Source organism: Conexibacter sp. W3-3-2 (genome assembly GCF_009707605.1).
Classification (GTDB): Bacteria; Actinomycetota; Thermoleophilia; order Solirubrobacterales; family Solirubrobacteraceae; genus Paraconexibacter; species Paraconexibacter algicola.
The window spans coordinates 3,903,208-3,926,120 of sequence record NZ_WLYW01000001.1 but is presented as its reverse complement, the minus strand read 5'-3'; the positions used below and the strand labels follow the sequence as shown (position 1 = coordinate 3,926,120).

The 22,913-nt window shown below is 78.0% G+C and carries 13 protein-coding genes and 3 pseudogenes; 7 read left to right on the top strand and 9 right to left on the bottom strand.

Features of this window, described 5'->3' with window-relative positions; genetic code table 11:
- Positions 1–45: 45 nt before the first annotated feature.
- The 3 genes from GKE82_RS18780 (at position 46) to GKE82_RS18770 (ending at position 3,896) form a co-directional block, all read left to right on the top strand.
- Positions 46–2,016: a potassium transporter Kup gene (locus GKE82_RS18780; RefSeq protein WP_230316228.1), complete on the top strand. Its 1,971-nt coding sequence runs from the start codon at positions 46–48 to the stop codon at positions 2,014–2,016.
- Positions 2,017–2,057: 41 nt separating this feature from the next.
- A complete protein-coding gene (locus GKE82_RS18775) occupies positions 2,058–2,984 on the top strand; it encodes a PHP domain-containing protein (protein WP_107568578.1) in 927 nt (308 codons plus the stop codon).
- A 216-nt stretch (positions 2,985–3,200) separates the two neighbouring features.
- The gene (locus GKE82_RS18770; protein ID WP_154734349.1) at positions 3,201–3,896 is read left to right on the top strand and encodes a hypothetical protein; all 696 of its coding nucleotides are present in this window, start codon (positions 3,201–3,203) and stop codon (positions 3,894–3,896) included.
- Between the two features lie 67 nt (positions 3,897–3,963).
- Here the strand turns inward: GKE82_RS18770 and GKE82_RS18765 are convergent, their stop codons facing one another.
- Positions 3,964–5,088 (bottom strand): hypothetical protein, encoded by a 1,125-nt coding sequence (locus tag GKE82_RS18765; protein ID WP_196189314.1) that lies wholly within the window; start codon positions 5,086–5,088, stop codon positions 3,964–3,966.
- Between the two features lie 82 nt (positions 5,089–5,170).
- On the opposite strand from GKE82_RS18765, the gene tmk reads away from it, so the two are divergent.
- The 3 genes from tmk (at position 5,171) to GKE82_RS18750 (ending at position 16,314) form a co-directional block, all read left to right on the top strand.
- The gene (gene tmk, locus GKE82_RS18760) at positions 5,171–5,791 is read left to right on the top strand and encodes a dTMP kinase (RefSeq protein ID WP_154734347.1); all 621 of its coding nucleotides are present in this window, start codon (positions 5,171–5,173) and stop codon (positions 5,789–5,791) included.
- A gap of 52 nt (positions 5,792–5,843) precedes the next feature.
- Complete coding sequence (locus GKE82_RS18755; protein ID WP_154734346.1) at positions 5,844–13,610, top strand: hypothetical protein; 7,767 nt, start codon at positions 5,844–5,846, stop codon at positions 13,608–13,610.
- Between the two features lie 1,945 nt (positions 13,611–15,555).
- Positions 15,556–16,314, top strand: coding sequence for a hypothetical protein (locus tag GKE82_RS18750; protein ID WP_154734345.1), 759 nt, complete (start codon positions 15,556–15,558; stop codon positions 16,312–16,314).
- Here GKE82_RS18750 and GKE82_RS18745 read toward each other — a convergent pair.
- The 4 genes and pseudogenes from GKE82_RS18745 to GKE82_RS31600 all read right to left on the bottom strand — a co-directional run.
- Positions 16,286–18,043, bottom strand: a complete 1,758-nt coding sequence (locus GKE82_RS18745; protein ID WP_154734344.1) for a hypothetical protein — start codon at positions 18,041–18,043, stop codon at positions 16,286–16,288. The genes GKE82_RS18750 and GKE82_RS18745 overlap by 29 nt on opposite strands.
- Complete coding sequence (locus tag GKE82_RS29025) at positions 18,040–18,213, bottom strand: VCBS repeat-containing protein (protein ID WP_230316227.1); 174 nt, start codon at positions 18,211–18,213, stop codon at positions 18,040–18,042. Before GKE82_RS29025 ends, GKE82_RS18745 begins: the two co-directional genes overlap by 4 nt.
- Positions 18,214–18,297: 84 nt before the next feature.
- Positions 18,298–18,390: pseudogene (locus GKE82_RS31605) on the bottom strand (hypothetical protein); the annotation flags it as partial.
- 212 nt (positions 18,391–18,602) lie between these two features.
- A pseudogene (locus GKE82_RS31600) lies at positions 18,603–18,992 on the bottom strand (FG-GAP-like repeat-containing protein); the annotation flags it as partial.
- A 299-nt stretch (positions 18,993–19,291) separates the two neighbouring features.
- Between GKE82_RS31600 and GKE82_RS18735 the strand changes: the two are divergent.
- A complete protein-coding gene (locus GKE82_RS18735) occupies positions 19,292–19,924 on the top strand; it encodes a TetR/AcrR family transcriptional regulator (RefSeq protein WP_154734342.1) in 633 nt (210 codons plus the stop codon).
- A gap of 4 nt (positions 19,925–19,928) precedes the next feature.
- Here the strand turns inward: GKE82_RS18735 and GKE82_RS29015 are convergent, their stop codons facing one another.
- The 4 genes and pseudogenes from GKE82_RS29015 to GKE82_RS18720 all read right to left on the bottom strand — a co-directional run bounded on the left by GKE82_RS29015 (position 19,929) and on the right by GKE82_RS18720 (position 22,391).
- Complete coding sequence (locus GKE82_RS29015) at positions 19,929–20,717, bottom strand: class I SAM-dependent methyltransferase (RefSeq protein ID WP_154734341.1); 789 nt, start codon at positions 20,715–20,717, stop codon at positions 19,929–19,931.
- Positions 20,714–21,103 carry a hypothetical protein gene (locus tag GKE82_RS29010; RefSeq protein ID WP_230316225.1) on the bottom strand — a complete coding sequence of 130 codons (390 nt, stop codon included), beginning with the start codon at positions 21,101–21,103 and terminating at the stop codon, positions 20,714–20,716. Before GKE82_RS29010 ends, GKE82_RS29015 begins: the two co-directional genes overlap by 4 nt.
- 86 nt (positions 21,104–21,189) lie before the next feature.
- A pseudogene (locus GKE82_RS31595) lies at positions 21,190–21,459 on the bottom strand (glycosyltransferase); the annotation flags it as partial.
- A 29-nt stretch (positions 21,460–21,488) separates the two neighbouring features.
- Entirely contained in the window at positions 21,489–22,391 is a 903-nt protein-coding gene (locus GKE82_RS18720; protein ID WP_154734340.1) for a bifunctional 2-polyprenyl-6-hydroxyphenol methylase/3-demethylubiquinol 3-O-methyltransferase UbiG, read from the bottom strand.
- Between the last annotated feature and the right edge of the window lie 522 nt (positions 22,392–22,913).

The window sequence follows — 22,913 nt, the reverse complement described above, 5'->3', positions numbered from 1 at the left end:
CGATCTGCACGTCGGCTTCACGGACGCGGGCGCAGCATGGGTCGCATGGTCCCCCCTGCTGCCGCCACCGCCATCCAGGCCCCGGCCCTGCGCGCCCCCGCCGCCCGCACCGCCGCCCGCAGCGCCCTGGTCCTCGGGGCGCTCGGCGTGGTCTTCGGCGACCTCGGCACCAGCCCGCTCTACACGATGCAGACGGTCTTCAACCCCGACGACCCGCACCCCGTGGCGGTCTCGACGCAGAGCGTGTTCGGGGTCGTGTCGATGATCTTCTGGTCGGTCGTCCTGATCGTCAGCGTCACCTACGTGGCGCTCGTCATGCGCGCCGACAACGACGGCGAGGGCGGCATCATGGCCCTGCTGACGCTGCTGCGCCGCCGCGCCGCCGGCGACGGCCGCACCGCCCGGCGGGCCGCCACCGTCCTCGCCGGGCTCGGCGTCTTCGGGGCGGCGCTCTTCCTCGGCGACAGCATGATCACGCCGGCGATCTCGGTCCTCTCCGCCGTGGAGGGGGTGAAGGTCGCCGCCCCGTCGCTCGAGTCGCTGATCGTTCCGGTGGCCGCCGGGATCATCGTCGCGCTGTTCCTCGCCCAGCGGCTCGGCACCCACTCCGTCGGCCGGCTGTTCGGGCCGGTGATGCTCGTCTGGTTCCTGGCGATCGGCGCCTGCGGGATCGGCGGGATCGCCGACCACCCCGACATCCTGCGCGCGCTCTCCCCCACCTACGCGCTCGACTTCGCCGGCGCGAACCCGTCCAGCGCGTTCTTCGCCCTCGCCGCCGTCGTGCTCGCGGTCACCGGCGCGGAGGCGCTCTACGCGGACATGGGGCACTTCGGGCGCCGCCCGATCGTCCGCGCCTGGTTCGCGGTCGTCTTCCCCGCCTGCGTCCTCAGCTACCTGGGGCAGGGCGCGCTGATCCTCGAGGACCCCGGCGCGACCTCCGCACCGTTCTTCCTGCTCGTCCCCGACTGGGCGCGCTGGCCGATGATCGTGCTGGCGACCGCCGCCACCGTCATCGCCTCCCAGGCCGTCATCACCGGCGCGTTCTCCGTCGCCCGCCAGGCCGCGCAGCTCGGGTACCTGCCGCGCCTGCGGATCCTGCACACCAGCAGCGACACCGTCGGGCAGGTGTACGTGCCGTGGGTCAACTGGACGCTGATGGTGGCGGTGCTCGCGCTCGTGCTGACGTTCCGGACCTCGGCGAGCCTCGCGTTCGCGTTCGGCATGGCGGTCACCGGCACGATCACGATCACGACGATCATGTACTTCGCGCTCGCCCGGCAGCTGTGGCGGCGCTCCTGGTGGTTCGTCCTGCCGGTCGGCGGCGCGCTGATCACGCTCGACCTGCTGTTCCTCGCCGCGAACACGACGAAGATCCCGCACGGCGCCTGGCTGCCGCTGCTGATCGCGACGGTCACGTTCGTCGTCCTCACCACCTGGCAGCAGGGACGGCGGCTGGTGACCGCCCAGCGCGAGCGGGCGGAGGGACCGCTGACCGACCTCGTGGCGGAGCTCCACGCGCCCGGCCGGGCGCTGCCGCGCGTCCCCGGCAGCGCGGTCTTCCTCAACCGCACGAAGGACCGGGCGCCGCTGGCGTTGCGCGCGACCGTCGAGCACCTCGGCGTGCTGCCGCAGGTCGTCGTGATCACGTCGATCGAGACGCTCCCGGTGCCGCACGTGCCGCCCGGGGCGCGGATCGCGCTCGACGACCTCGGGCACGCCGACGACGGGATCTGGCACCTGTCGGTGCGGCTGGGATACCGCGACGACGCCGACGTGCCCGCGCTCCTGCGCCGGCTCGACGAGCTCGAGACCGGCCTGCCCGTCCTCGGCGCCCCGAACGCGAAGGTCTCCTTCTACCTGTCGACCGTCGACCTGCGCTGGGGCAGCGCGCATCCGCTCGGCCGTCTGCGCACGCGCCTGTTCCTCGCCACGGCCCGGATGACCGCGGACGCCGCCGAGTACTTCCGGCTGCCCCGCGACCGCACGGTGATCGTCGGCTCGCGCGTCGAGCTGTGAGCGGCAGGTGCAGGCGTCCGGGCGCCGGGTAGGGTCCCGGGATGGCCGTCCCGCCGCCCGAGGCGCCCACGTTCGACCTGCAGTCGCACTCGACCTGCTCGGACGGGGCCCTGCCCCCGCGCGAGGTCGTCGCGCGCGCCGCCGCCGCCGGCGTCGAGCTGCTCGCGCTCTCCGACCACGACACGGTCGAGGGCGTCGACGAGGCGATCGCCGCCGGCCGCGAGCACGGGGTGCGGATCGTCCCGGCGGTCGAGATCAGCGTCCTGGACGGCGAGCACGACGACCTGCACATGCTCGCCTACTGCGTCGACCACCACTCACCGCGGCTCCTCGAGGTGCTCGGACTCTGCCGGGCGGACCGGGGCACGCGGGCCGCGCGGATGGCGGACGCGCTCGAGCAGGAGGGCCTGATCGTGGACCGCACGGAGCTGGCGGCCCGCCGCGCCGCCGGCGGGGCGGTCGGGCGGCCGCACCTGGCGCGCGCGGTCGCGTCGCACCCCGGCAACGCGAAGCGCCTGGCGGCGGAGGGTCTCGCCCGGCCGGGGGACACGGTCATGCAGATCGCCGACGCCGTCCTCGTGCGCTACCTGATCCCGGGCGGGGCCGCGTTCCGTCCCCGGGCCGCCCCGACCGTCGAGGGCTGCATCGAGATCATCCACGAGGCCGGCGGCCTGGCCGTGTGGGCGCACCCGTTCTGGGACCTGTCGGACCCCGACGAGGTCCTCGGGGCGATCGACCGGTTCGCCGCCGCCGGACTCGACGGCGTCGAGGCGTTCTACGTCACGCACACCCCCGAGCAGACGCGGCTCATCGTCGACCACTGCGCGGGCCTCGACCTGCTGACCACCGGCTCCGCGGACTTCCACGGCCCCGACCACGCGCGCTTCCACACCTTCCGCGCGTTCGGCCTGCACGGGCGCGCGCCGCGGCTCGGCCCGATCGGCGAGATCCCGCCGGTGCGCCCGTAGCGCCACGACGGCCCCGACGAGCAGCGCGTAGAGCAGCACCGCGGCGATCGACGTCGCGCTGATCACCAGGCCCGCCGCGAGCGCGCCCGTGACCGCCGCGGTCCCCGCCCCCGCGCCGGCGGTCGCGACCGTGGCGGCCGGGGACGCGCTCGGTCCCAGCGGCAGCAGGCCGAGCACCCCGAGCGCCGCGAACAGCTGCGCGACCTCCGCGAGCCCGTGCGGCAGCCCGACCGCCCAGAGGGCGACGCCGGCGCGGACGGCGCCGAGGGCGCAGATCACGCCGACGATGGCCGCGAGCCGACCGCGCAGCCCTGGCTCGCCGAGGACCGCGAGGCCGCGCGTGCACGGGCGCGTCGCCCCGAACCGCAGCAGCAGCCCGCGGCCCGCCAGCGGCAGGCCGACCCCGAGCGCGAGCGCTCCCGGCGCCACCCACCAGGCGCCGCCCGCGAGCACGACGGCGGCGACGAGGAGCAGGCAGGCGCCCGCCACCTCCAGGACGAAGATCGGCACGTCGGCGACCGCGATCTGCGCGGGCCGGGGCGCCCGGCCGCCGCTGAGGCGGCGCAGCAGCGCGACGCGGACGGGCAGCCCGACGTGCGCCTGCAGCGACCCGGCCAGGAAAGCGCCCGCGTTGGCGCCGTGCACGTCGCGGCGCGCGACCGCGCGCGCGTCCACCGCTCCGAGCGACAGCCGCCACGCCTCGGACCGCGCGACGAGCGTGGCGAGGTGCAGCGCCACGAGCACCGCGAACGTCACCGGGGTGACCGCCCGCAGGGCGTCCGCGAGCTCGTCCGAGCGCTGCACGCAGAGCGTCGCGACCGCGCCGGCCGCCGCGAGGACGAGGAGCCCGGAGACCGCGTGACGGACCGTCATGACCCCGAGATTCCCCCTGCGTGCGCGGGGATCGCGTGAAGCGGCTGTGACCCCGCGGTGACCGTCCGGAGACCGGACCGGACCGGCTCGGCGCCGGGCCGGGTCGCTACGCGTCGCGGACGGCGGCCAGGCGGCGCTCGACGCGGGAGGCGAGCGCCTCGAGCGCGAGCTCCTCGGTCACGTTCAGCTGGAACCGCGCGCGGGTCTCGTCGACCAGCGCCACCGCGTCCCGCAGCGCGCGGGCGTCCGGCACGAGCTCCGCGTCGGCGGTCAGCTCGGCGCGACGGTCGGCGTTGTGGGCGAGCTCGGGGACCCCGTCGACGACGCACGCGAGGTCGCGGAACCACAGGCCGGTGAGCTGCAGGCCGTGGTCGAGCGCCTCGTTCATCGTCCGGCGCATCATCCGCTTGGCCGCGGTCTCCCCCTCCTTCTGCGCGCGCTTCTGCTCCTTCTTGGGGAGCAGCGCGACCGCCTCCTCCGTGGCGGCGATGCGCACGTCGTACTCGGCGTGCGCGCGGTCGCCCATGACCTTCAGGACGCTCTCCCAGGGCCGGTCGACGAGGTCGCCGCGGACGATCGCGCGGGCGAGCCGCTCGGCCCCGTGGCGCAGCGCCGGCCCGTCGCCGAGCGCGAGCCGCCGGGCGCGCTCCGCGTCGCCGAGCCCGAGCCGGGCGCAGGCGTCCGCGACCTCCGGGCTCGCTCCCGCCCGGCCGAGGACGTCGCGCAGCTGCTGCGGCGTCGGCGCCTCGAAGCGGACCGGCTGGCAGCGCGAGACGATCGTCGGCAGCACGTCGCCGAAGCGGTCGGTGACGAGGATCAGGTGCACGTAGTCCGGCGGCTCCTCGAGCGTCTTGAGCAGCCGGTTGGCGACCGTGTCGTTCATCGTGTCCGCCTGCTCGAGCAGGAAGACGCGGCGTCGCGCCTCGAACGGCGTGCGCGTGGCGCCCATGACGACGGGCTCCTCGATGTCCTCCTTGATCATCGCCCCGGCGCCGCTGGGGCGCACGTGCGTGAAGTCCGGGTGCACGCCCTCGCGCACGCGGCGCGCGGCCCCGGCCGCGTCCGGGGACCCGTCGGCGATCAGCGCGGCGGCGAGGCCGAGCGCGGCGTCGCGCTTGCCGGCGCCGGGCGGCCCGTGGAAGAGGTAGGCGTGCGACGCCCGTCCGCCGGTGAGCGCGGGCCCGAGGACGGCCTGCGCGTGCGGGTGCTGCTCGAGCGACGGGAGGGACACGGCTCGCGAGGGTAGTCGACGCACCGAACGTGAGAGTCGACCGGGACCCGCGAGGCCCGTCACGCCGGTAGGTTCCGGGGCGATGGCCGGACGCCTCATCACGATCGAGGGGATCGACGGGGCGGGCAAGTCGACCCTCGCCGCCGCCCTCGAGGCGTCGCTCGCGCGCGCGGGCACGCCGGTGGTGCTGCTGCGCGAGCCTGGCGGGGTGGCGCTGAGCGAGCGGCTGCGCACGGTCGTGAAGGACCCGGCGCTGCGGGTCGACCCGGCGGCCGAGGCGCTGATCTACGCGGCGGCGCGCGCCCAGCTGGTCGCCGAGCGGCTGCGGCCGCTGCTCGACGAGGGACGCTGGGTGCTGCTCGACCGGTTCGTCGACTCCTCGCTGGCCTACCAGGGCGCGGGTCGTGGCCTGGGGGTCGACACGGTGCGGGCGGTGAACGCGCTGGCGACCGGTGGGCTGGCCCCGGACCGCACGCTGCTGCTGCGGCTGGACGCGGCGACGGGCCGGGCGCGCCAGGGCGTGCGCGGCGAGGAGGCCGACCGGCTGGAGCGCGAGGGGGACGACTTCTTCGCGACGATCGCGGCCGCGTACGACGATCTCGCGGCCGCGGAGCCCGACCGCTTCCGGGTGCTCGACGCGACCGCGGGACCCGACGCGGTGCTCGCCGCCGCCCTCGACGCGCTGGCGGACCTGCGGACGTGACCGTCCGCGCGCCTAGACTCACGTCCTCGCCCGACGGATCGGGCGCGTCGTCATGAGCCCACGCCACCCCGCCTTCGAGGTCGAGACCTTCGAGCACGTCGCCGCCGGGGCGGACACCGTCCTGCTGCGGATCGCCGGGCGCTGGCGCGCCGACGGCCGTGAGCGGCTCTCCCCGCCGGTCCTCGTGATCGACGACGGGCGGCGCAGCCACCGCCTCGCGACGCTCCCCGGCCCGGACGACGTGGCGCCGCTCGCGGCCCCGGACGGCCCGTTCTGGCGGGCGGCGTTCTCCGCGCCCGCCCAGCTGCTGGCCAGCGGCCGCCTGGCGTACGCGCTGGACGCGGGGCGCGGCGTGCTCGTCGACCTGCCGCGTCCGGCGGCCCGCGGCGAGCGCGCGAGCGCGCCGGCCGACGGCGAGCAGGGCGGTCTGCGGTCGGCGCTGCGCGACGAGCGCCGGCGCCGCGAGGAGGCGGAGCGGACCGCGGAGGAGCGCCGCCAGGCGCTGCGCGACGCGCAGGAGCGGCTGGAGCAGCTGCAGCGTGCCCGGGAGGACGCCGAGCGGACCGCCGCGGAGGAGCGCGAGGCGCGCCGCCGGGTGGAGGACGCATCGGCGCGCGTGCAGCGGCAGGCGCAGTCGACGCGTCTGGCGCTGGACCAGGAGATCGCCCGGGTGCGCGAGGCGGGCCAGGCCGAGGTGAGCGCCCTGGTGGCGCGGGCGGCGGCCGAGGTCGAGGCGGCGCGCGAGCAGGAGCGGGCGCGGGCGGAGCGCGAGCTCGCCGAGATCGAGGACGAGGCGGCCCGCGCGCGGGTCGCGGCGCAGGCCCAGGCGCGCGCCGCCGAGGAGGCGAGCGCGCGCGAGCAGCAGGTCGCGCGCACGCTGGAGGAGCAGCAGGCCCGCGAGGAGGAGGTGCGCGTCGAGCAGCAGCGCCTCGCCGACGCGCTCGCGGCGAAGGAGCAGGAGGCGGCCGACGCGCTCGCGCAGGTCGCCGCCGTCCGGGAGGAGCTCGAGCAGGCGCGCGCGGCCGCGCAGGACGCGCTGGAGCGCGAGCGCCGGGCCGCCGCGGAGGCGACCGCCGCCGCGACGAGCGCCCGCGAGCTCGCCCGGCAGGAGGCGGCCGCCGCGGAGGCGGAGGCCCTGCGGGCGCGCGAGACCGCGACGGAGGCGCTCGCGGAGGCCGAGGGCACGCAGACCGAGAACGAGCGGCTCGCCGAGCGGGCGCGCGAGGCGATCGAGGAGGCCGCCCGCGCCCGTGAGGAGGCGGCGGCCGCCGCGGCCGAGCTGCGTCGTCGCGACGACGCGCAGCGGTCCCTGGAGGGCCGGCTCGCCGCCACGCACGAGGCCCGGCAGGCGGCCGACGCGCGCGCCGACGAGGCGCAGCGCCGCCTGGAGGAGCTGCAGCGCGCCGCGCAGACCGCGCAGCAGCGGGCGGCCGAGGCCGACGAGACCGCGACCCGGACGCAGCAGGCGGTCGCCGCGCTGGAGCGCGAGCTCGAGGAGACGCGCGCGCAGGCGGCGCGCACCGAGGCGCTGCAGGGCGCCCTGGACCAGGAGCGGCTGCGCCGCACCGCGGCCGAGGCGGCGGCCGCCGAGCTCGACGAGGCGCGCGAGCGGCTGCGTGCGCAGGGCGGGGCGCGGCAGGAGGCGGAGGCGACCGCGCACCGCGTGCAGGCCGAGCTGCGCGAGCTGCAGGTCGAGCTGGCCGGGGCCCGGGAGCGGGTCGCGGCGCTCGAGGACGCCGAGGAGCTCGCCGCCCGGTCACGGGAGCAGGCGCTCACCGCGCAGGAGCGCGCCCGCGCGCTGGAGGAGCAGCTGGCGGAGGCCCTGGAGCGCTCGGGCGAGACCGCGACGCGGGTGCAGGAGCTCGAGGCGCAGGTCGTCGCGCGCGGGGACGAGCTGCGCGCGCTGCGGGCCGAGCTCGCGCGCTCGCAGGAGGGCGAGCAGGCCCGCGCGCGGGAGGCCGCGGAGCGCTCGGCGGTGACCGCCGAGCAGATCGCCCAGCTCGAGGACTCGCTCGCCCGCCGTGAGGAGGACGCGGCGGCGGCGACCCGGCTGGCGCAGGAGCTGGACGCGGCGGCGGCCCGCGCCCGCGACGCGGAGCAGCGCCTGGCGGCGCTCGGCGACGAGGCGCGCGAGCGCACCGCGCAGGCGCAGGAGCTCGAGACGACCCTCGCCGAGGTCCGCGCGGCGCTCGAGGAGGAGCGCGGTCGCGCCGCGCGCCTGGAGGAGCAGACCGCCCGCGCCGCCCAGGAGGCGGTCGCGCGCGCGGAGCGCTCCGAGGCCCGGTCCGCCGCCCTGGACGAGGAGGCGCAGCTCGCCCGGTCGGTCGCCGCCCAGCTGACGGAGCGCGCCGAGCAGGCGGAGCGGCGCGCCGCCGAGCTCGAGCGGCAGGCGACCTCGCTGGCCCGGGATCTCGAGGGCGCGAACGCCGCGCAGACCGAGCTGCGGGAGAAGGCGGCCGCCCAGGCGCAGCGGGCGACGGTGCTCGACGCGCAGGTCGCAGAGGCGCAGAGCCGGCTGCTGGCGCTCGAGCAGCGGACCACCGACGCGCGCGAGCGGGCCGCCCAGCTGGAGCAGGCCGCCGAGGAGGCGGCCGAGCGGGCCGCCGAGGCGGAGATCCGGGCCGAGCGGGCCGAGCGCGACGCCCGCGAGGCGCAGGAGAGCATCGCGGGGCTGCGGGAGCGCGCGGCGGAGGCGGACGGCCTGGCCGAGCGCGAGGTCGAGCTGCTGCGCCGCGTCGAGGAGCTCGAGCAGCGCGCGGACGAGGCCGAGGCGTCGCTGGCGAGCTCGACCGAGCGGGCCGAGCAGGCCGCGCGCGAGGCGGAGAGCGCGGTCTCCCACGCGCGCGATCTCGAGGGTGCGCTGGCGGCGGAGCGAACCTCCGCGGAGCAGCTGCGCGAGCGCGCGGCGACCGCGACGCGCGAGCTCGCCGACGCCCAGGCCCAGATCCGTGACCTGACTGGCGAGCTCGTCGGGGCCGGGGACCTGCGCGAGTCGCTGCAGCGGCAGCTGACCGAGGCGCAGGACCGCCTCGCGACCCTGCAGTCCCGCTCCGAGGACGCCGAGACGGCGCTCGCCGCCGCCCGGACCGCCGCGCAGGAGGCGCAGGAGCGCGGTGAGGCCGTGCCCGCCCTGGAGGCGCAGGTCACCCGGCTGACCGGGGAGCTCGAGGAGGCGCGGTCGGCGCTCCAGGCCGCCCGGTCGGCCGCGCAGGACGCCGGGGAGCGCCTGGACGACGAGACCGCCGCGCGCGAGGCCGCGCAGGAGCGGGCGGCGCAGGCGCTCGAGGAGGCCCAGGAGCTGCGGGTCGGCGCGCAGGACGCGCGCGAGGAGGCCCGCGAGGCCGAGCGCGAGGCGGCGCTGGCCACCGAGCGGGCCGCGGCGGCGATCGCGCAGGCCCAGGAGGCCGAGGAGCGCCTCCGGGCGGCCGAGCAGCGCGCCGTCGAGGAGGCGGATCGCCGTGTCGCGGCGGAGCGGCTCGCGACCGAGGCGGCCGACGCGCGCTCCGCGCTGGAGCAGGAGCTGGGCGCGCGCGGCGAAGAGCTGCAGGCGCGGCTGGTCGCGGTCTCCGGGGAGCGGGACCGGACCGCCGCGGAGCTTGCCGCGCTCGCGGCCGAGCAGGACGCCTCATCCGCGCGGCTGCAGGAGCTCACCGACGAGCTGCGGTCCGCGCAGGAGGCGCTCGCCCGGGCGCGCGAGGAGCGCGACGGGGCGCAGGAGCGGATCGCGACCGCCGACGCGGAGCTGTCCGACCTGCGGGACCAGGAGGCGGCCGCGCTGGCGCAGCTGACCGACCTGCGCGAGGAGCACGATCGCGCGACCGGGGAGCTCGCGACCCTGCGCGACGAGCACGACCGCGTGCGCGCCGCACTCGACGCGCGCGCGACGGAGGCCCGCGAGGCGCAGGAGGCGCTCGCCGCCCAGCAGGAGGCGACGGCCGCGGAGCGCGACCGGCTGACGGCCCGACTCGCCGCGGCGGAGGCGGCGGTCGCGGAGCTGACCGCGGACCGCGACGCGCAGGTGGCGGCGCTGCGCGAGGCGCAGGAGGCCGCGCAGGCGCGGGCGGCGGAGCTCGACCGCGCGCGCGAGCAGACCGCGGCGCGCTTGGACGATCTCGGCGACGAGCGCGAGCAGCTGACCGCGGAGCTCGAGGAGCTGCGGACCGAGCGCGACGCCCTGACCCGCACGGTGGCGGAGCGCGACGCGTCGCTGGCCGACGCGCGCGCCGCCGCGGAGAGCGCGACGCTCGAGGCGGCCGCGGCGCTCGCCCGCGCGCAGGAGGCGGACACGGAGGCGCAGGCCGCGCGCGAGGCCGCGGAGGTCTCCGCGACCGACCTCGCCCGCGCCCAGGAGGAGACCGCGGCCGCGCAGCAGCAGGCCCGCGAGGCGCGCGAGCGCGAGGAGGCGGCGCGCGCCGACCTCGCCGCCGCCCGGCAGGCCGCGCAGGACGCCGAGCGCCGCGCGGACGAGGTCCGCAGCGACGCGCAGGAGACCGACGCGGACCTCACCGCGGCCCGCGCCGAGACCGAGGCCGCCCAGGAGGAGCTGCGTGCGGCGCAGGAGCAGGCCGCCGCGACCGCGGCCGAGCTGCAGGAGGCGCGCGCCCGGCTCGCCGCGCTGGAGGACGAGGCGCGGTCCGTGCGAGAGCAGCGCGACGCCGCGACGGCGCAGACCGCCGAGGTCCGCGAGGCGCTCGACGCCGCGGACGTGCAGGCGACCGAGCTGCGCGGGCGCCTGGACGCGGCGACCGCGGACGCCGCGACCGCGCGGGAGACGCTCGAGCGCTCGACCGCGGAGACGACCGAGCTGCGCGCCCGGCTCGAGGCGGCCGACGGACGGGCCGCCGAGCTGCGGACCCAGCTCGACACCGCCGGCGGCGAGGCGGCGACCGTCCGCGAGGCGCTCGACGCCGCGCAGGCGCAGGCGACCGAGCTGCGCACGGCACTCGACGCGGCGACCGGTGAGCGCACCGCCCTGCGGACCGAGCTCGAGGCGACGCGCGCCTCGCTGCAGGAGCGCGAGCGCGAGGCGGCACAGGAGGTCGACGCCACGCGCGAGGACCTCACGCTGGCCCGGACCGCGCTGGACGAGGCCGAGCGGCGCGCCCAGGAGGCCGGGCGGCGCGTCGACGAGCTCGTCGCCCAGGTCGAGACGCTGCGCCCCGACGCGCTCCGCGCGGGCGCCGTGCAGGCCGAGCTCGAGGACGCGCGCACCGCGCTCGCCGCGGCGACCGCCCGCGCGGCCGACGCCGAGCGGCGGATCGAGCAGCTGGAGCCCGACGCGCTGGCGCTGCCGGCGCTCCGCGCGCGGCTGGACGAGCTGTCCCCGCTGGAGGCCCGGGTCGCCGAGCTCGAGCCGCAGGCCGCGCAGGTCGCGCCGCTGCAGGCCCGCGTCGACGAGCTGGAGCAGGCCGCCGACGCCGCGCGCCAGGCCCGCACGGAGGCGGTCGCCGAGGTGGAGCGGACGACCGCCGTCGTCGCGGCGACCGAGCAGGAGGCGGCCGACCGTGCGCGCGAGCTCGACGAGGCGCGCGCCCGGATCCAGGCGCTCGAGGAGCAGCTGGAGGCGACCGGTCGCGCCCGCGACGAGCAGGCGCGCGCGGACGCCGAGCACGTCGCCGACGTGTCCGGCCAGCTCGCCGAGGCGCAGGCGACTGCAGCGGCGCAGGAGCGCGAGGCCCAGGAGCGGATCGCCGCGCTGACCGCGGAGGTCGAGCAGCTGCGCGAGACCGCCACGCGCCAGCGGGAGACGGCGGCGTCGCTCGCGTCCGACCTCGTCGCCGTGCGCGAGGAGTCCGACGAGGCGGCCGAGACGCTCGCGGCCGAGCTGGGCCGCGCGACCGAGGCGCTCGCCGCGGCCGAGCGGCGCGTGCAGGAGACCGAGGCGGCGGCGCTCGCCGCCCGGACCGAGGCGCAGGAGCTCGCCGACCGGCAGATCGAGGAGCTCGAGGCCGCGGTGGCCGCCGCGAACGCGGAGACGGCGGCCGCGCTGGAGCGGGTCGAGCAGCTCGAGGTCGCCGCGCGCGCGGCCCGTGACGAGGCCGCCGACGCCGAGCGGCGGGCGCGCGAGCAGGCCGAGCTGCGCCTGCAGGCCGAGCGGGACGCCGACGCCGCGGACCGCGAGGCCGGCGAGATCCAGGCGCTCGTCGAGCAGACCGAGGCGCAGGCGACCGCGGCGGCGCAGGAGCGCGACCGGGTCGCGCGCGCCCTGGAGGCGGCACAGGCCGCCGCGCTCACGGCGCAGGAGCGGGCCGAGGTCGAGCTGCGGGCGCGCGAGAGCACCGAGCAGGAGCTCGAGGTGGCCCTGGAGGCGGCGCGCGAGCAGGCGGGCCGCGCCGACGCGGAGGCGGCGGCGCGCGCCGTGCTCGAGGCACGGGTCGAGGAGCTGTCGGCGGCCTCCGACGAGGCGGCCGCGGCCGCGGAGGTCGCCCGGGCCGCCGCGGCGGAGGCCGAGGCGCAGGCGGCCGCGGCGGCGCAGGAGCGCGCCGCGGCGGAGCGGGAGGCGCGCGCCGCGCAGCTCGAGGCCGAGCGGGAGGCGCGCGAGCGCGAGCTCGCCGAGCAGGAGGCGCAGGCCGCCCGCGAGGCCGCGGAGCGCGAGGCGCACGAGCGCGCGCTGGCCGAGCAGCAGGCCCAGGCCGCCCAGGAGCTCGCCGACCGGCAGGCCCACGAGCGCGAGGTCGCCGAGCAGCAGGCCCAGGAGGCGCGCGACGCGGCGCAGGAGCAGGCGCTGGCCGCCGCCGAGACGGCGCGCGTGGAGGCGGAGCGGCAGGCGGCGGCCGACGCCGAGCTCGCGGCCGCGCAGGCGCACGCCGCCGAGCTCGAGCAGGCCGAGCGGGACGCGCAGGAGCGTGCCGAGCTGGCGGAGGAGGAGCTCGCCCGCGAGGAGGAGGCGCGCGAGCGGGCCGAGCGGGCGCGCGAGCAGGCCGCCGCCCAGGAGCGCAAGCGCCAGAAGAAGGCCGCCAAGCACGCCCGTCGCGCGGCCCGCCGCGCCGGGAAGCCGGTCCCGTCCAAGGAGGAGCTCTTCCCCCACGGCGACGGGGACGGCGACCTCGACGTGGACGGGCCGACGCTCGAGCAGGACGCGCTCGGCGCGGCCGACGCGGGAGCTGGAGGAGGAGCTCGTCTTCCCCGAGGACGACGAGGCGCAGGCCCCGGTGGCCGCCCCGGTCCAGATCAGCGCGGCGCGTCGGGCCGAGCTGCTCGCGCTGCGCGACAACGCGCGCCCGGGCCGGGGACGCCGCGCGCAGCGCCCGCAGCGCCGACGGCCGGCGACGCGCACGGCGACGTCGCGGTGGCTGCCGAGCGAGCGGGTGATCGGCGTTCTGCTCGTCCTCGTGGCGATCGGCGCGGGCTACGCGCTGCTGAAGGGGATCGTCCCGATCCTCGTCGCGCCCGACTCCTGAGCGGCCCCGGGGACCGGCGTCCGCCCGACCGGCGGACCCGCCGGGCGGGCTACGGCGAGGCGGGCAGGCCCGGCGTCGCGACCGCGTCCGGGGTCACGGTCGGCGCGGGCGTCGGCGTCGGGACCGGGGTCGGCGCGACACCGGCCGCGCCGGTCGGCGCGGCGGCGCCGGTCGGGTCGGTCGGCGCCGGGGCGACGCCCACGGGCGCCACCGCGCCGGCGGCGGCGAGCGGCGTGCCGGTCGCGGTCGCGGACGCGGACGTCGGGGTGCGCGCGAGCTCGGCGCGCCGCGCGAGCCCGAGCGCCGTCCCGCTGGACGGGTCGTTGCGCAGCGCGCGGGTGGCGGCGTCCTGGAAGCCCTCGAAGTCGGCGAGCGCGAGCGCGACGAGCGCCAGGCGGTACCAGGCCTCCGCGCTGTAGGGCTGGCGGTCGACCGCGTCGAGCAGCAGCCGGCGCGCCTCGATCAGCCGGCCGCGGCCCTGCGCGATCGCGGCCGCCACGAACAGCGGCCGCACCGACACGGGATCGAGGCGGGCGGCGAGGTCGGCGCGGGCGGCGGCCTGCTCGAGCGCGACCGGGTCCTGCCGGTCGCCGGCGATCGTCTCGGCCTCCGCGGCGACGCTCTCGGCGCGCGCGGGGAGCTGCGCCGACCCGATCGCCGCCGCCGCCAGCAGCGCGGCGAGCGCGACGAGGCCCCAGCGGCCGGGGGACGCGGAGGAGCCGAGCAGCGCCTCGACGCTGCGCTCGCGCGGGGGCACGGCGCGGGCGGGCAGCGCGACGAGCGTGCCCATCGCGACCATCATCGGGAGCGTCGCGCCGGGCAGCGACCAGTCCCAGTCGAAGATGCCGTGCACGGTCCAGGCCACGCCGGCGGCGAGCAGGGTCACGCCGAGCTCCCGCTCGCGGCCGGGGCGCATGTCGCGCACGCGCAGGTACCCGACGCCGAGCAGGGTGAAGATCGCCCCGAGCGCGAGCAGCCCACCGACGACCCCGGTCTCGACGAGGAACTGCAGCGGCACGGAGTGCGGCTGCACGACGCTCAGCTGGTCGTCGCGGTAGAGCTTGTGGACGACCGGGAACGAGCCGGCGCCCCAGCCGCCGAGCGGCCGGTCGCGCAGCCCACCCGCGGCCTCCTTCCACCACGTCCAGCGGTTGCCGGAGTTCGCGGTGACGACACGGCTGGGGTCGAACTGCTCGTCCTTGGCCTCCTCGGTGAACGACGAGGTCGCCCAGTCGAGCGCGCCGCGCGGGCCGCCGTGCTCGGCCATCGCGACGCACGCGCCGACGAACGCGGCGGACACGGCGAGCACCCCGACGATCCGCCAGACCCGGCGGCTCTGCGCGGCGGTCCAGCGCACGCGGTCCTCCGAGCGCAGCAGCCCCCAGCCGATCGCGAGCAGTGCGAGCAGGCACGGCACGAGGATCGCGAGGAGCTTCAGCCCGGCGCTCTCGCGCGTGTCGAGCGGGACGCCGTTGCCGACGAGCGCGTCGGTCTCAAACGCGTAGACGAGCCCGGGGGCGGCGCAGGCGGCGACGACCGCGACGACGATGAGGGTGCGCAGGCGGTGCGGGCCGAGCGCGGTGAGCAGTCCGATCGAGACGACGAGCGCGAGGATCCCGCCGCGCGAGTACGTCATCAGCTGCGTCGTGGCGAGCAGGAAGAGGATGGCGAGCGCCCCGAGTCGCACGCGCGGGCTGCGCGCCCGGTCGGTCGTGAGCCGCAGCCCGATCGGGATGCCGAGCACGCAGATGAGCGCCAGCGCGTTCCAGTAGCCCAGCGGCGCGCGCAGGCGGGCGAGGTCGCGGGTGTGGTCGAGGTCGACGAGCCCGAACAGCGTGACCCCGGGGATGAGCTTCCCGGCAATCGCCCACAGGGCGGTCAGCGTCGCGACGGCGAGCAGGCCGAGCGCGGTGCGCTCGATCGCGCGGTCCCCGGCGAGGGACGCGGCCGCCATCGCGGTGGCGGCGACGATCGCGTAGAGCACCGCGCGGTTGAGCTCGCGCCAGGTGCCGGACGGCTCGACGGTCCACAGGAACGTCAGGCCGCTCCACAGCGCGAACGCGGCGAGCAGCGCGAGGCCGACGCGCCCACCCCGCGCGGTGCGCGGTCGCGGGCCGCCGGGACGCAGCGAGACCGCCACGACCGCGAGCCCGAGGAGGGCCGCCAGCGTGATCGTCCAGGCGGCGGCGTCGAGACCGGTAGCGCCGTTGCGGAAGATGCCGTAGAGGACGACGAGCAGGAGCCCGATCTGCACGCGGCGGCCGTCGCGGTGCGCGTCGGACAGCGCGGGAGTGGTCGCGCCGACGGCGCGGGTGGGCTGGGAAGCGACGGCCTGCACCGGCGCACGACGGTAGCATCGGGGAGGTGAGCGGCTCGCCGTCCCCCGTCCGCCCCCTGCGCCGTGCGCGCAGCGCCGTCGCCCTGGTGCTCGGCGCCCTGGTGCTGCTCGCGCCCGTGGCGCCCGCGCACGCGGACGCGTTCGAGGACGTCTACAAGGACTTCCAGAAGGACGGCGCGATCAACCCGTGCAGCTTCTCGGCCGCCGAGTTGAAGGAGGCGCGCGACAACGTCACGCCGGACATCGAGCAGTACGCCCCGGACTTCCCGGCGGCGGTGACGCTCGCGATCGAGAGCCGCGCCAACGGCAACTGCGCGAAGAAGCCGAGCTCCGGCGGCGGCAGCGATGCCGGTGCCGGAGCGGCCGCCCCGGCGACCTCGGGCGGCGGCTCGAGCGGGTCGGGCGGCAGCGGCGCCGCGCCCGCGACCGGCGGCGAGCAGCCGCCCGCGGCGGCGACCCCGGCGCCTACCGCCACGCCGCAGGGCGCGACGCCGCAGCCCGACCCGGCGCCGGCGCCGCCGCAGGCGGCTGCGGACGGGGCGATCAAGCAGGCGGCCCAGGCCGACCCGGCGTCCGGCAACTCGGACGGGCTGCCCGCCGCGGTCGTGGGCCTGGGCGTGCTGAGCGCGTTCCTGGCGCTGCTCGGCCTCGTCTGGCTGATCGCGCGCGCGCTGGCGTGGGAGCCCGCGTCGTGGCCGCGGCTGCGGCACGCCTGCCAGGAGGCGGGCTGGCGCATGTCGGGCACGTGGGCGGACTTCACCGACTGGGTGCGGCTCGGCCGCTGAGCGGCGCGTCCCGGCCGCAGTGGGCCGGGGCGGCGTCCAGCGGCTGTCGGGCGTCGAGGCGGCCGCCGACCGCGAGCGTGCGGCCGGGCGCGGGCCCTCCGCGCCGCCCCCACCAGGCGTGACGCAGGTGCACGTCGTAGCGCACGAGCGCGACGTCGAGCGGGCCGCCGCCGAGGCAGACGCCGCCGGTGGAGCCCAGCGGTCCGCCGCCGAGGTCGATCGTCGCCCGGCCGGTGGTGCCGAGGTCCTCGGCGACGACGTTCGCCGGTGAGGAGGTCGCGCCGCGGTTGCCCGACAGGTCGCTGTCCTGCACCTTCAGCGCGAGCCGGTCGAGCCCGGCGACGTTGCCGACGCGCAGCCCGGCGCCGCGGTTGGCGCGGATCGTGGTGCCGGTGATCTCGCCGTCGAGCGACGCGCTCGGCCCGCGCCCGTTGGCCACGGCGGCGCCGAAGGTGAGGCCGTTGTTCGCGCAGCCGCGCAGGACGCTGTCGCGGACGCGCAGGTCGATCGCGTTGCGCGCACCGCCGCTGGCGGCGATGAGGCAGTCGCCGTTGTTGCCGGGGATCGCGACGGTGTCGCCGAACCCGGAGCCCGCGAAGCCCGTCGATCCGGTGGCGCTGACGCGCTCCAGGCGCAGCGCGAGGCGGGCGCCGGTCCCGAGCGCGAGCAGCTCGAGCACGTCCCCGGGGGTGCCGGAGAAGTGGCTGTCGCGGACGGTCACGAGGCCGCGCGAGCCCTCTCCCATGGCGACGACCTCCAGGCCGTTGGCGGAGAAGCCGCCGCGACCGGGGGTGTGGCGGTAGTCGTTGCGGGTGATCGTCGCGCGCAGGCGGGAGGCCCCGACGGGGTTCACGAACACCCCTTCGCTGTCGGCACCGGTCGGCCCGACGCCGAGGTCCTCGTCGTTGCCCAGTCCGCGCTGGCGGTTGTCGTCGAGCACGGCGACGAGCCGCGCCCGGTCGCGGGTCTGCAGGCCGATGGCCAGCACGGACTCGAAGTCGGGACCCTCGCGCAGCTCGCGCACGTCGTTGCCGCGGATCCGGACGCGGCCCAGCGCGTCCCCCGAGATCCGCACGTCGATCCCGTCGCCGCAGTCGGCGTCGTGGACGCGGTTGCGGTCGACGGTGACGTTCGTGGTGCCGCGCGCCGCGTCGACCATGATCGCGGCCCAGCCGTTGTGGAGCCCGTCGCGGATCGGCACCCCGACCCCGGGAACGGTGGTGGGGACGGCGAACGGCGGGATCAGGAAGCCACGCGTGCAGGAGACGTTGTGGCCGCTGACGTCGTTGCCGGTGACGGTCGCGCGCGCGACGTCGAGCCCGTAGATGCCGCCGCGCCGCGGGGCCTCGATCCGCAGGCCGCGGACCGCGGTCTGGTCGGCGAGGCGCACCGCGTCCCCGTCGAGCCGCGCCGCGGCGGTGTTCGTGATCCGGGCGGCGGGGACCCCGGGACCGCCGTGGGGGTCGCCGAGACCCTGGACGCGCTGCCCGCGCTGCAGGCGCAGGCCACCGTCCAGGGCGGTGAGCGAGGGCCCGACGACGATGCGGTCACCGGGCCGGGAGGCCGCCTCCACCGCGGCGAGGGTCGCGAACGGCCGCGCGGCCGTCCCGTCGCCGGGACGGGCCGCGTCGGCGTCGACGTGCCAGGTGCGGTGCGTCGCGGCGGGCGCGCTCGTCGCGGGGGCGAGCGCGGCGACGGCGACGAGGGCCGCGAGGCACCGGCGGGTCACGGCGTGGTGTTCCGCAGGAGGTCGATGCGGTCGGGGCCGGCGACGACGATGTCGGGCCGCCCGTCGCCGGTGAAGTCGGCGATCACCGGGTTCTGCGGGGCGATCCCGGTCGGCAGCGACGCGACGAGCGGCGGGCGGACGGTGCCGTCGCCGGCGTGGACGCGCAGCACGGGCGCGGGCGTGGCGATCGTGGAGACGACGAGGTCCTCGCGGCCGTCGCCGTCGAGGTCGCCGACGCCGGCGCTCGTTGGCCCGGAGCCGCCGGGACGCAGGGTCGCGAGCGGGGAGCGGAAGCCGCCGCGGCCGTCCCCGAGGGCCGTCGCGAGCGTGAAGCTGAACGAGCCGATCGCGGCGGCGTCGTCGCGGCCGTCGTCGTCGAGGTCGATCGCGGCGACGTCCTCGAGGCCGAAGCCCGCTGCGGCGACCCGGCCGCTGACAGGTAGCCGCCGTCGGGGCGGCCGCGCAGCGCGTGGACGACGCCCGTGCCGCCGTCGGCGGCGAGGAGGTCCCGGGCGGCGTCGCCGTCGAGGTCGGCGGGGCTGACCGCGGAGAGCGACGTGGCCCCGGGCACGGGGACGCGGGGTCCGGCGGTGAAGCTCCCGGTGCCGTCGTTGCGGAACGTCTGGACGGTGGTGAAGCTCGGGACGGCGAGGTCGAGGTCGCCGTCGCCGTCCTGGTCGGTGAGGACGACCTGCAGCTGGGCGCCGAGCTGGACGCCGAGGCGCGCGCCGGCGGTGAGCGTGCCGTCCTGGGCGCGCAGGACGACGAGCTGGGTGGCGGTCATGGCGACGACGTCGTCGTCGCCGTCGCCGTCGCCGTCGACGTCGCCGGCGGTGACGGCCTGGGCGCCGGTCGTGCCGGGGACGCGGGCGGGCGCGCCGAAGTCGCCGCCGCCGCGGTTGCGCAGGGCGATGAGCTCGCCCTGCCCGAAGTCCCCGGCGGTGACCACGTCGGGCCGACCGTCGGCGTCGAGGTCGGCGGCGACGGTGGCCAGCGGTGCCGGGCCCGGACCGAGGCCGCTCCCGGTCGGGGGTGCTGACGTAGGGGGCGAACGTCGGGGTGGCGGCGCCGGCGGTCGCGGGGACGACCGCGGCGAGCGCGAGGACGACGGCGGGGACGGTGGGACGCACGGGCTCTCTCCTGCCTCGTTGTTGCGACCCCGATCATCTGGTCGGGGTCATGACCAGATGCGACGCTACCCGCCCCCGGCGCGTTTGGCAAGCTCGCTGACCAGATAGGCTGTGCGGGATGGCGACCGCGGGACGGCAGTACGGGAAGCAGAGCGCCGACGAGCGGCGCGCCGCCCGGCGCGCGCGGATGCTCGAGGCCGGGCTCGACGCGTTCGGCGGTCCGCAGGGCTTCCGCGGCACCACGATCGAGGCGCTCTGCACCGCCGCGGGCGTCTCGACGCGCAACTTCTACGAGGAGTTCGGCTCCCGCGAGGCCCTGCTCGTCGCGCTGCACGACGAGCTCAACGAGCGCGCCACCGCCGCCGTCGTCACGGCGCTCGCCGCGGTCGAACCCCTCGACCTCCACGCCCGCGCGCACGCCGCCTGCTCCGCCTACCTCGAGGTCATGACCTCCGACCGGCGCTGGGCGCGCGTCGCGCTCGTCGAGACCGTCGGCGTCAGCCCCGAGGCCGAGGCCGCCCGCCAGGCGGCGATCGACCGCTTCGTCGCGCTGATCGAGCTCGAGGCCGCACGGCTCGTGGAGGCCGGGCTGCTGCCCGACCGCGACCACCACCTCACCGCGGTCGCGCTCGCCGGCGCCCTGCTCGGGCTCGTCAACACCTGGCGGACCGACACCGCGTGGGACGCCCGCGTGCCCGCGGTCGCCGACGAGGCGGCCCGGCTGATCGTGCTCGCGCTGACCGCGCCCTGAGCGCTCAGGCGCGGCGGCAGATCGCCACGACGTCGAGCGCCGCGTCGACGTCCTCGCGCCCGACGTGGAAGTCCTGCGGGGTGATCTCGGCGGCCCGCGGATCCGGGTCGCGGCGCCGCTCGGCGGTCAGCCGCCGGTCGTAGAGGACCATCTTCGCGCGGCGCGGGACGAGCCGCCGCAGCCGCAGCGGATCCTTCGCCAGCAGCCGGTCGAGCTTCGCCTTCTCCGCGTCGACGAGCGCCCGGTAGCGGTCGCTGCCGAACAGACCGACGACCTCCACCCCGCCGCCGAAGAACGGCGCGCACGCCGCGTGCAGCTGCTGCGCGTCGTACTCGACGTAGTGGTACGGGTCGATGATCTCGTCGGGCCGCGCGAACGTCAGCCGGTTCGGGGTCACGAGCACCGCCGTGCCGCCCGGGCGCAGGACGCGCGCGAACTCCGCCAGCGCCCGGTCGGCGTCGGGGACGTGCTCGATCGACTGGATCGCCACCAGCGCGTCGAAGGACCCGTCGGCGAACGGCAGCGCCCGCATGTCCGCGACGTGCGTCTCGCGGTCCTGGCCGGCCAGCGCCCCGGCGTCGAGGTCCACGCCGATCGTCGGGCGCGGCGCGAGCTCGGTGAAGCTGTGCCCGATGCCGCAGCCGACGTCGAGCACGGTCGCGTCCGCGGGGACGCCGGCCGCGTCGAGCAGCGTGGCCGCGCCGCGGTAGGCGGCGACGTGCCGCTGCCAGGTCGGGTTGAACCCGCCCTCGGGCGTGGTGACCCGCTCGCCGGTGACGACCTTCCCGCTCATGCGGCCACCTCGGGCTTCTCGTGCTTGACGACCCGCTCGTACTTGCGCGACCGCCACACGCCGGCCTGGTGGAGCTTCACGCGCGCGAGCGCCACGAGCGTCTTCGTCCCGTAGATCACGCCGTTGCGGAAGTCCACCGAGGACGCGTCGTCGTGGTAGATCGTGCGGACCGGCACCTCGGTGACGCGGAAGCCCAGCGAGATCGCCTGGAACAGCATCTCGCTGTCGAAGCTGAAGTCCAGCGCGTTGCGCAGGAACGGGACGCCGAGGAGCATGTCGCGGCTGTAGGCGCGGTAGCCGGTGTGCAGCTCGGCGAACTCGACGCCCAGCGCGCGGCACTCGACGACGGTGAGGAAGCGGTTGGCCGCGTACTTCCAGCGCGGCATCCCCCGGCGATCGCCCCGTCGGGGTCGAGCAGGCGAGAGCCGAGGACGAGGTCGGCCTCGCCGTCGAGGATCGGGCGGACGATGTCGGGGATCAGGTGCGGCTCGTACTGGCCGTCGGGGTGGAGCATCACCACGACGTCGGCGCCGCGGTTGAGCGCGTCGAGGTAGCAGGTCTTCTGGTTGCCGCCGTAGCCGGTGTTGTGGGGGTGCCAGATGACGCGCAGGCCCAGACGCGTCGCGACGTCGACGGTGTCGTCGGAGCTGTGGTCGTCGACCAGCAGGATCTCGTCGACCCAGTCCGGCGGGATCGCGCCGACCGTGTTCTCGAGCGTCGTCGCCGCGTTGCGCGCGGGCATGACGACCGTGATCTTCTTGCCCTCGCGGCTCATCGCTGCAGCTCAAGGTAGATGGTGCCGCTGCGCCGTGTTGCGACCTCGACCGCGACGCCGAGCAGCGCGAGCGGCGCGAGCGCCGTCCCGGCGAGCAGCGTGAGCGCCCGGCGCGGACCGGTGTGCGGCGTCTGCTGGGCCTCCGCGCGGCGGATCGCGTCGTAGAGGTCCAGGCCGGTGAGGCGCCGGGTGAGCCCGTGGATCCAGCCGAAGAGCACCTGCCCGCCGCGCAGCTGGCTGCGCCGCAGCACGGTCAGGGACAGCTCGTGCGCGCGCGTCTCGAGCGCCCGCGGGTGCAGGTGCGTGAGGTGGCGCGGGAGGTCGAGGGCGAGCCAGTCGTGGCCGAAGAGGCGGGCCTGCAGGCTCGCCGCGTTGGGGACCGCGACGACGAGGATCCCGCCGGGCCGCAGCAGCCGTGCGGCGGCGGCGAGCTGGTCGGCCGGGTCGCGCAGGTGCTCGAGCACGTGCCAGAAGACGACCGCCGCGTAGCGGGTGTCCTCCGCCTCGAGGTCGCTGGGGGCGGCGTCGCGCATGTCGGGCCGTGCCCGCTCGAGACCGATCGCGTCCCGGCCGGTGCGGCGGATCGCGCGGACCAGCGTGCCGTCCCCCGCCCCGACGTCGAGCACCGGTCCCGCGGGTGCGACCGCGTCGAGGTGCGTCGCGAGGCGTCCGCGGCTCAGGGCCAGCAGCCGATCCAGCGGCCCGGAGAACCGCCCGGACTCCGGGCGGTAGAAGCCGGCGTACGCGGCGTCGAGCTCGTCGTCGGTCGGCCACGGCGCCGTCGTCACGACGCCGCAGGCCTCGCAGCGCAGCCCGCCGGGCACGCGGCGCGCCCCGATCGGGAAGCCGACGCCGCACCAGGCGCACGCGGTCGGGTCGGCTGTCGCCTCGGTCGTCACGGGCCGCGCACGATAGTGCGCGCGCGCCCGTCGCCGGTCCCCGCAAGCGGGCCCGCGGCGCCACCGCGCGCCGGTGCGCCATACGATCCGGCGCGTGTCGCCGCTGATCCACCACGCCGCGCTCGTCGCGGCGTGCCTCGCCCTCGGCGCCGCGGGCCTGCGCGCGGCCGCCGCCTGCGGGGCGGACGGGCTGCTGCGTCTCGTCGCCGCCGCGCCGCTGGCGGTCGCGGTCGCGGTCGCCCAGGCGCTGGCGCTCGGCCGGGTCGACCTCGCCGCCTCGCCGGTGCTGCTGCTCGCCGGCGCGGTGCTCGCCTGGGTCCTCGCGCGCGAGGTGCTCCCCGCACCGGCCGCGCCGCTGCTCGGCGCCTGGCGCGCCTGGTGGCCCGCCCAGCCGCAGGCCGCGCGGTTCGCGATCGGGGCGGCGGCGGGCGCGTGGGTCGCGTGGACGTCGTGGCAGCTGCGCTTCCCGCACCTCGACGTCGACGGGCTGATCTACCACCTGCCGCTCGTCGCGTCGTGGAT

Excerpts from the sequence above, each read along its gene's own strand:
- GKE82_RS18780 (WP_230316228.1), top strand. The coding sequence starts at position 46 with ATGGTCCCCCCTGCTGCCGCCACCGCCATCCAGGCCCCGGCCCTGCGC.
- tmk (WP_154734347.1), top strand. The coding sequence starts at position 5,171 with ATGGCCGGACGCCTCATCACGATCGAGGGGATCGACGGGGCGGGCAAG.
- GKE82_RS18735 (WP_154734342.1), top strand. The coding sequence starts at position 19,292 with ATGGCGACCGCGGGACGGCAGTACGGGAAGCAGAGCGCCGACGAGCGG.
- GKE82_RS29010 (WP_230316225.1), bottom strand. The coding sequence starts at position 21,103 with ATGCCGCGCTGGAAGTACGCGGCCAACCGCTTCCTCACCGTCGTCGAG.
- GKE82_RS29015 (WP_154734341.1), bottom strand. The coding sequence starts at position 20,717 with ATGAGCGGGAAGGTCGTCACCGGCGAGCGGGTCACCACGCCCGAGGGC.
- GKE82_RS18775 (WP_107568578.1), top strand. The coding sequence starts at position 2,058 with ATGGCCGTCCCGCCGCCCGAGGCGCCCACGTTCGACCTGCAGTCGCAC.
- GKE82_RS18755 (WP_154734346.1), top strand. The coding sequence starts at position 5,844 with ATGAGCCCACGCCACCCCGCCTTCGAGGTCGAGACCTTCGAGCACGTC.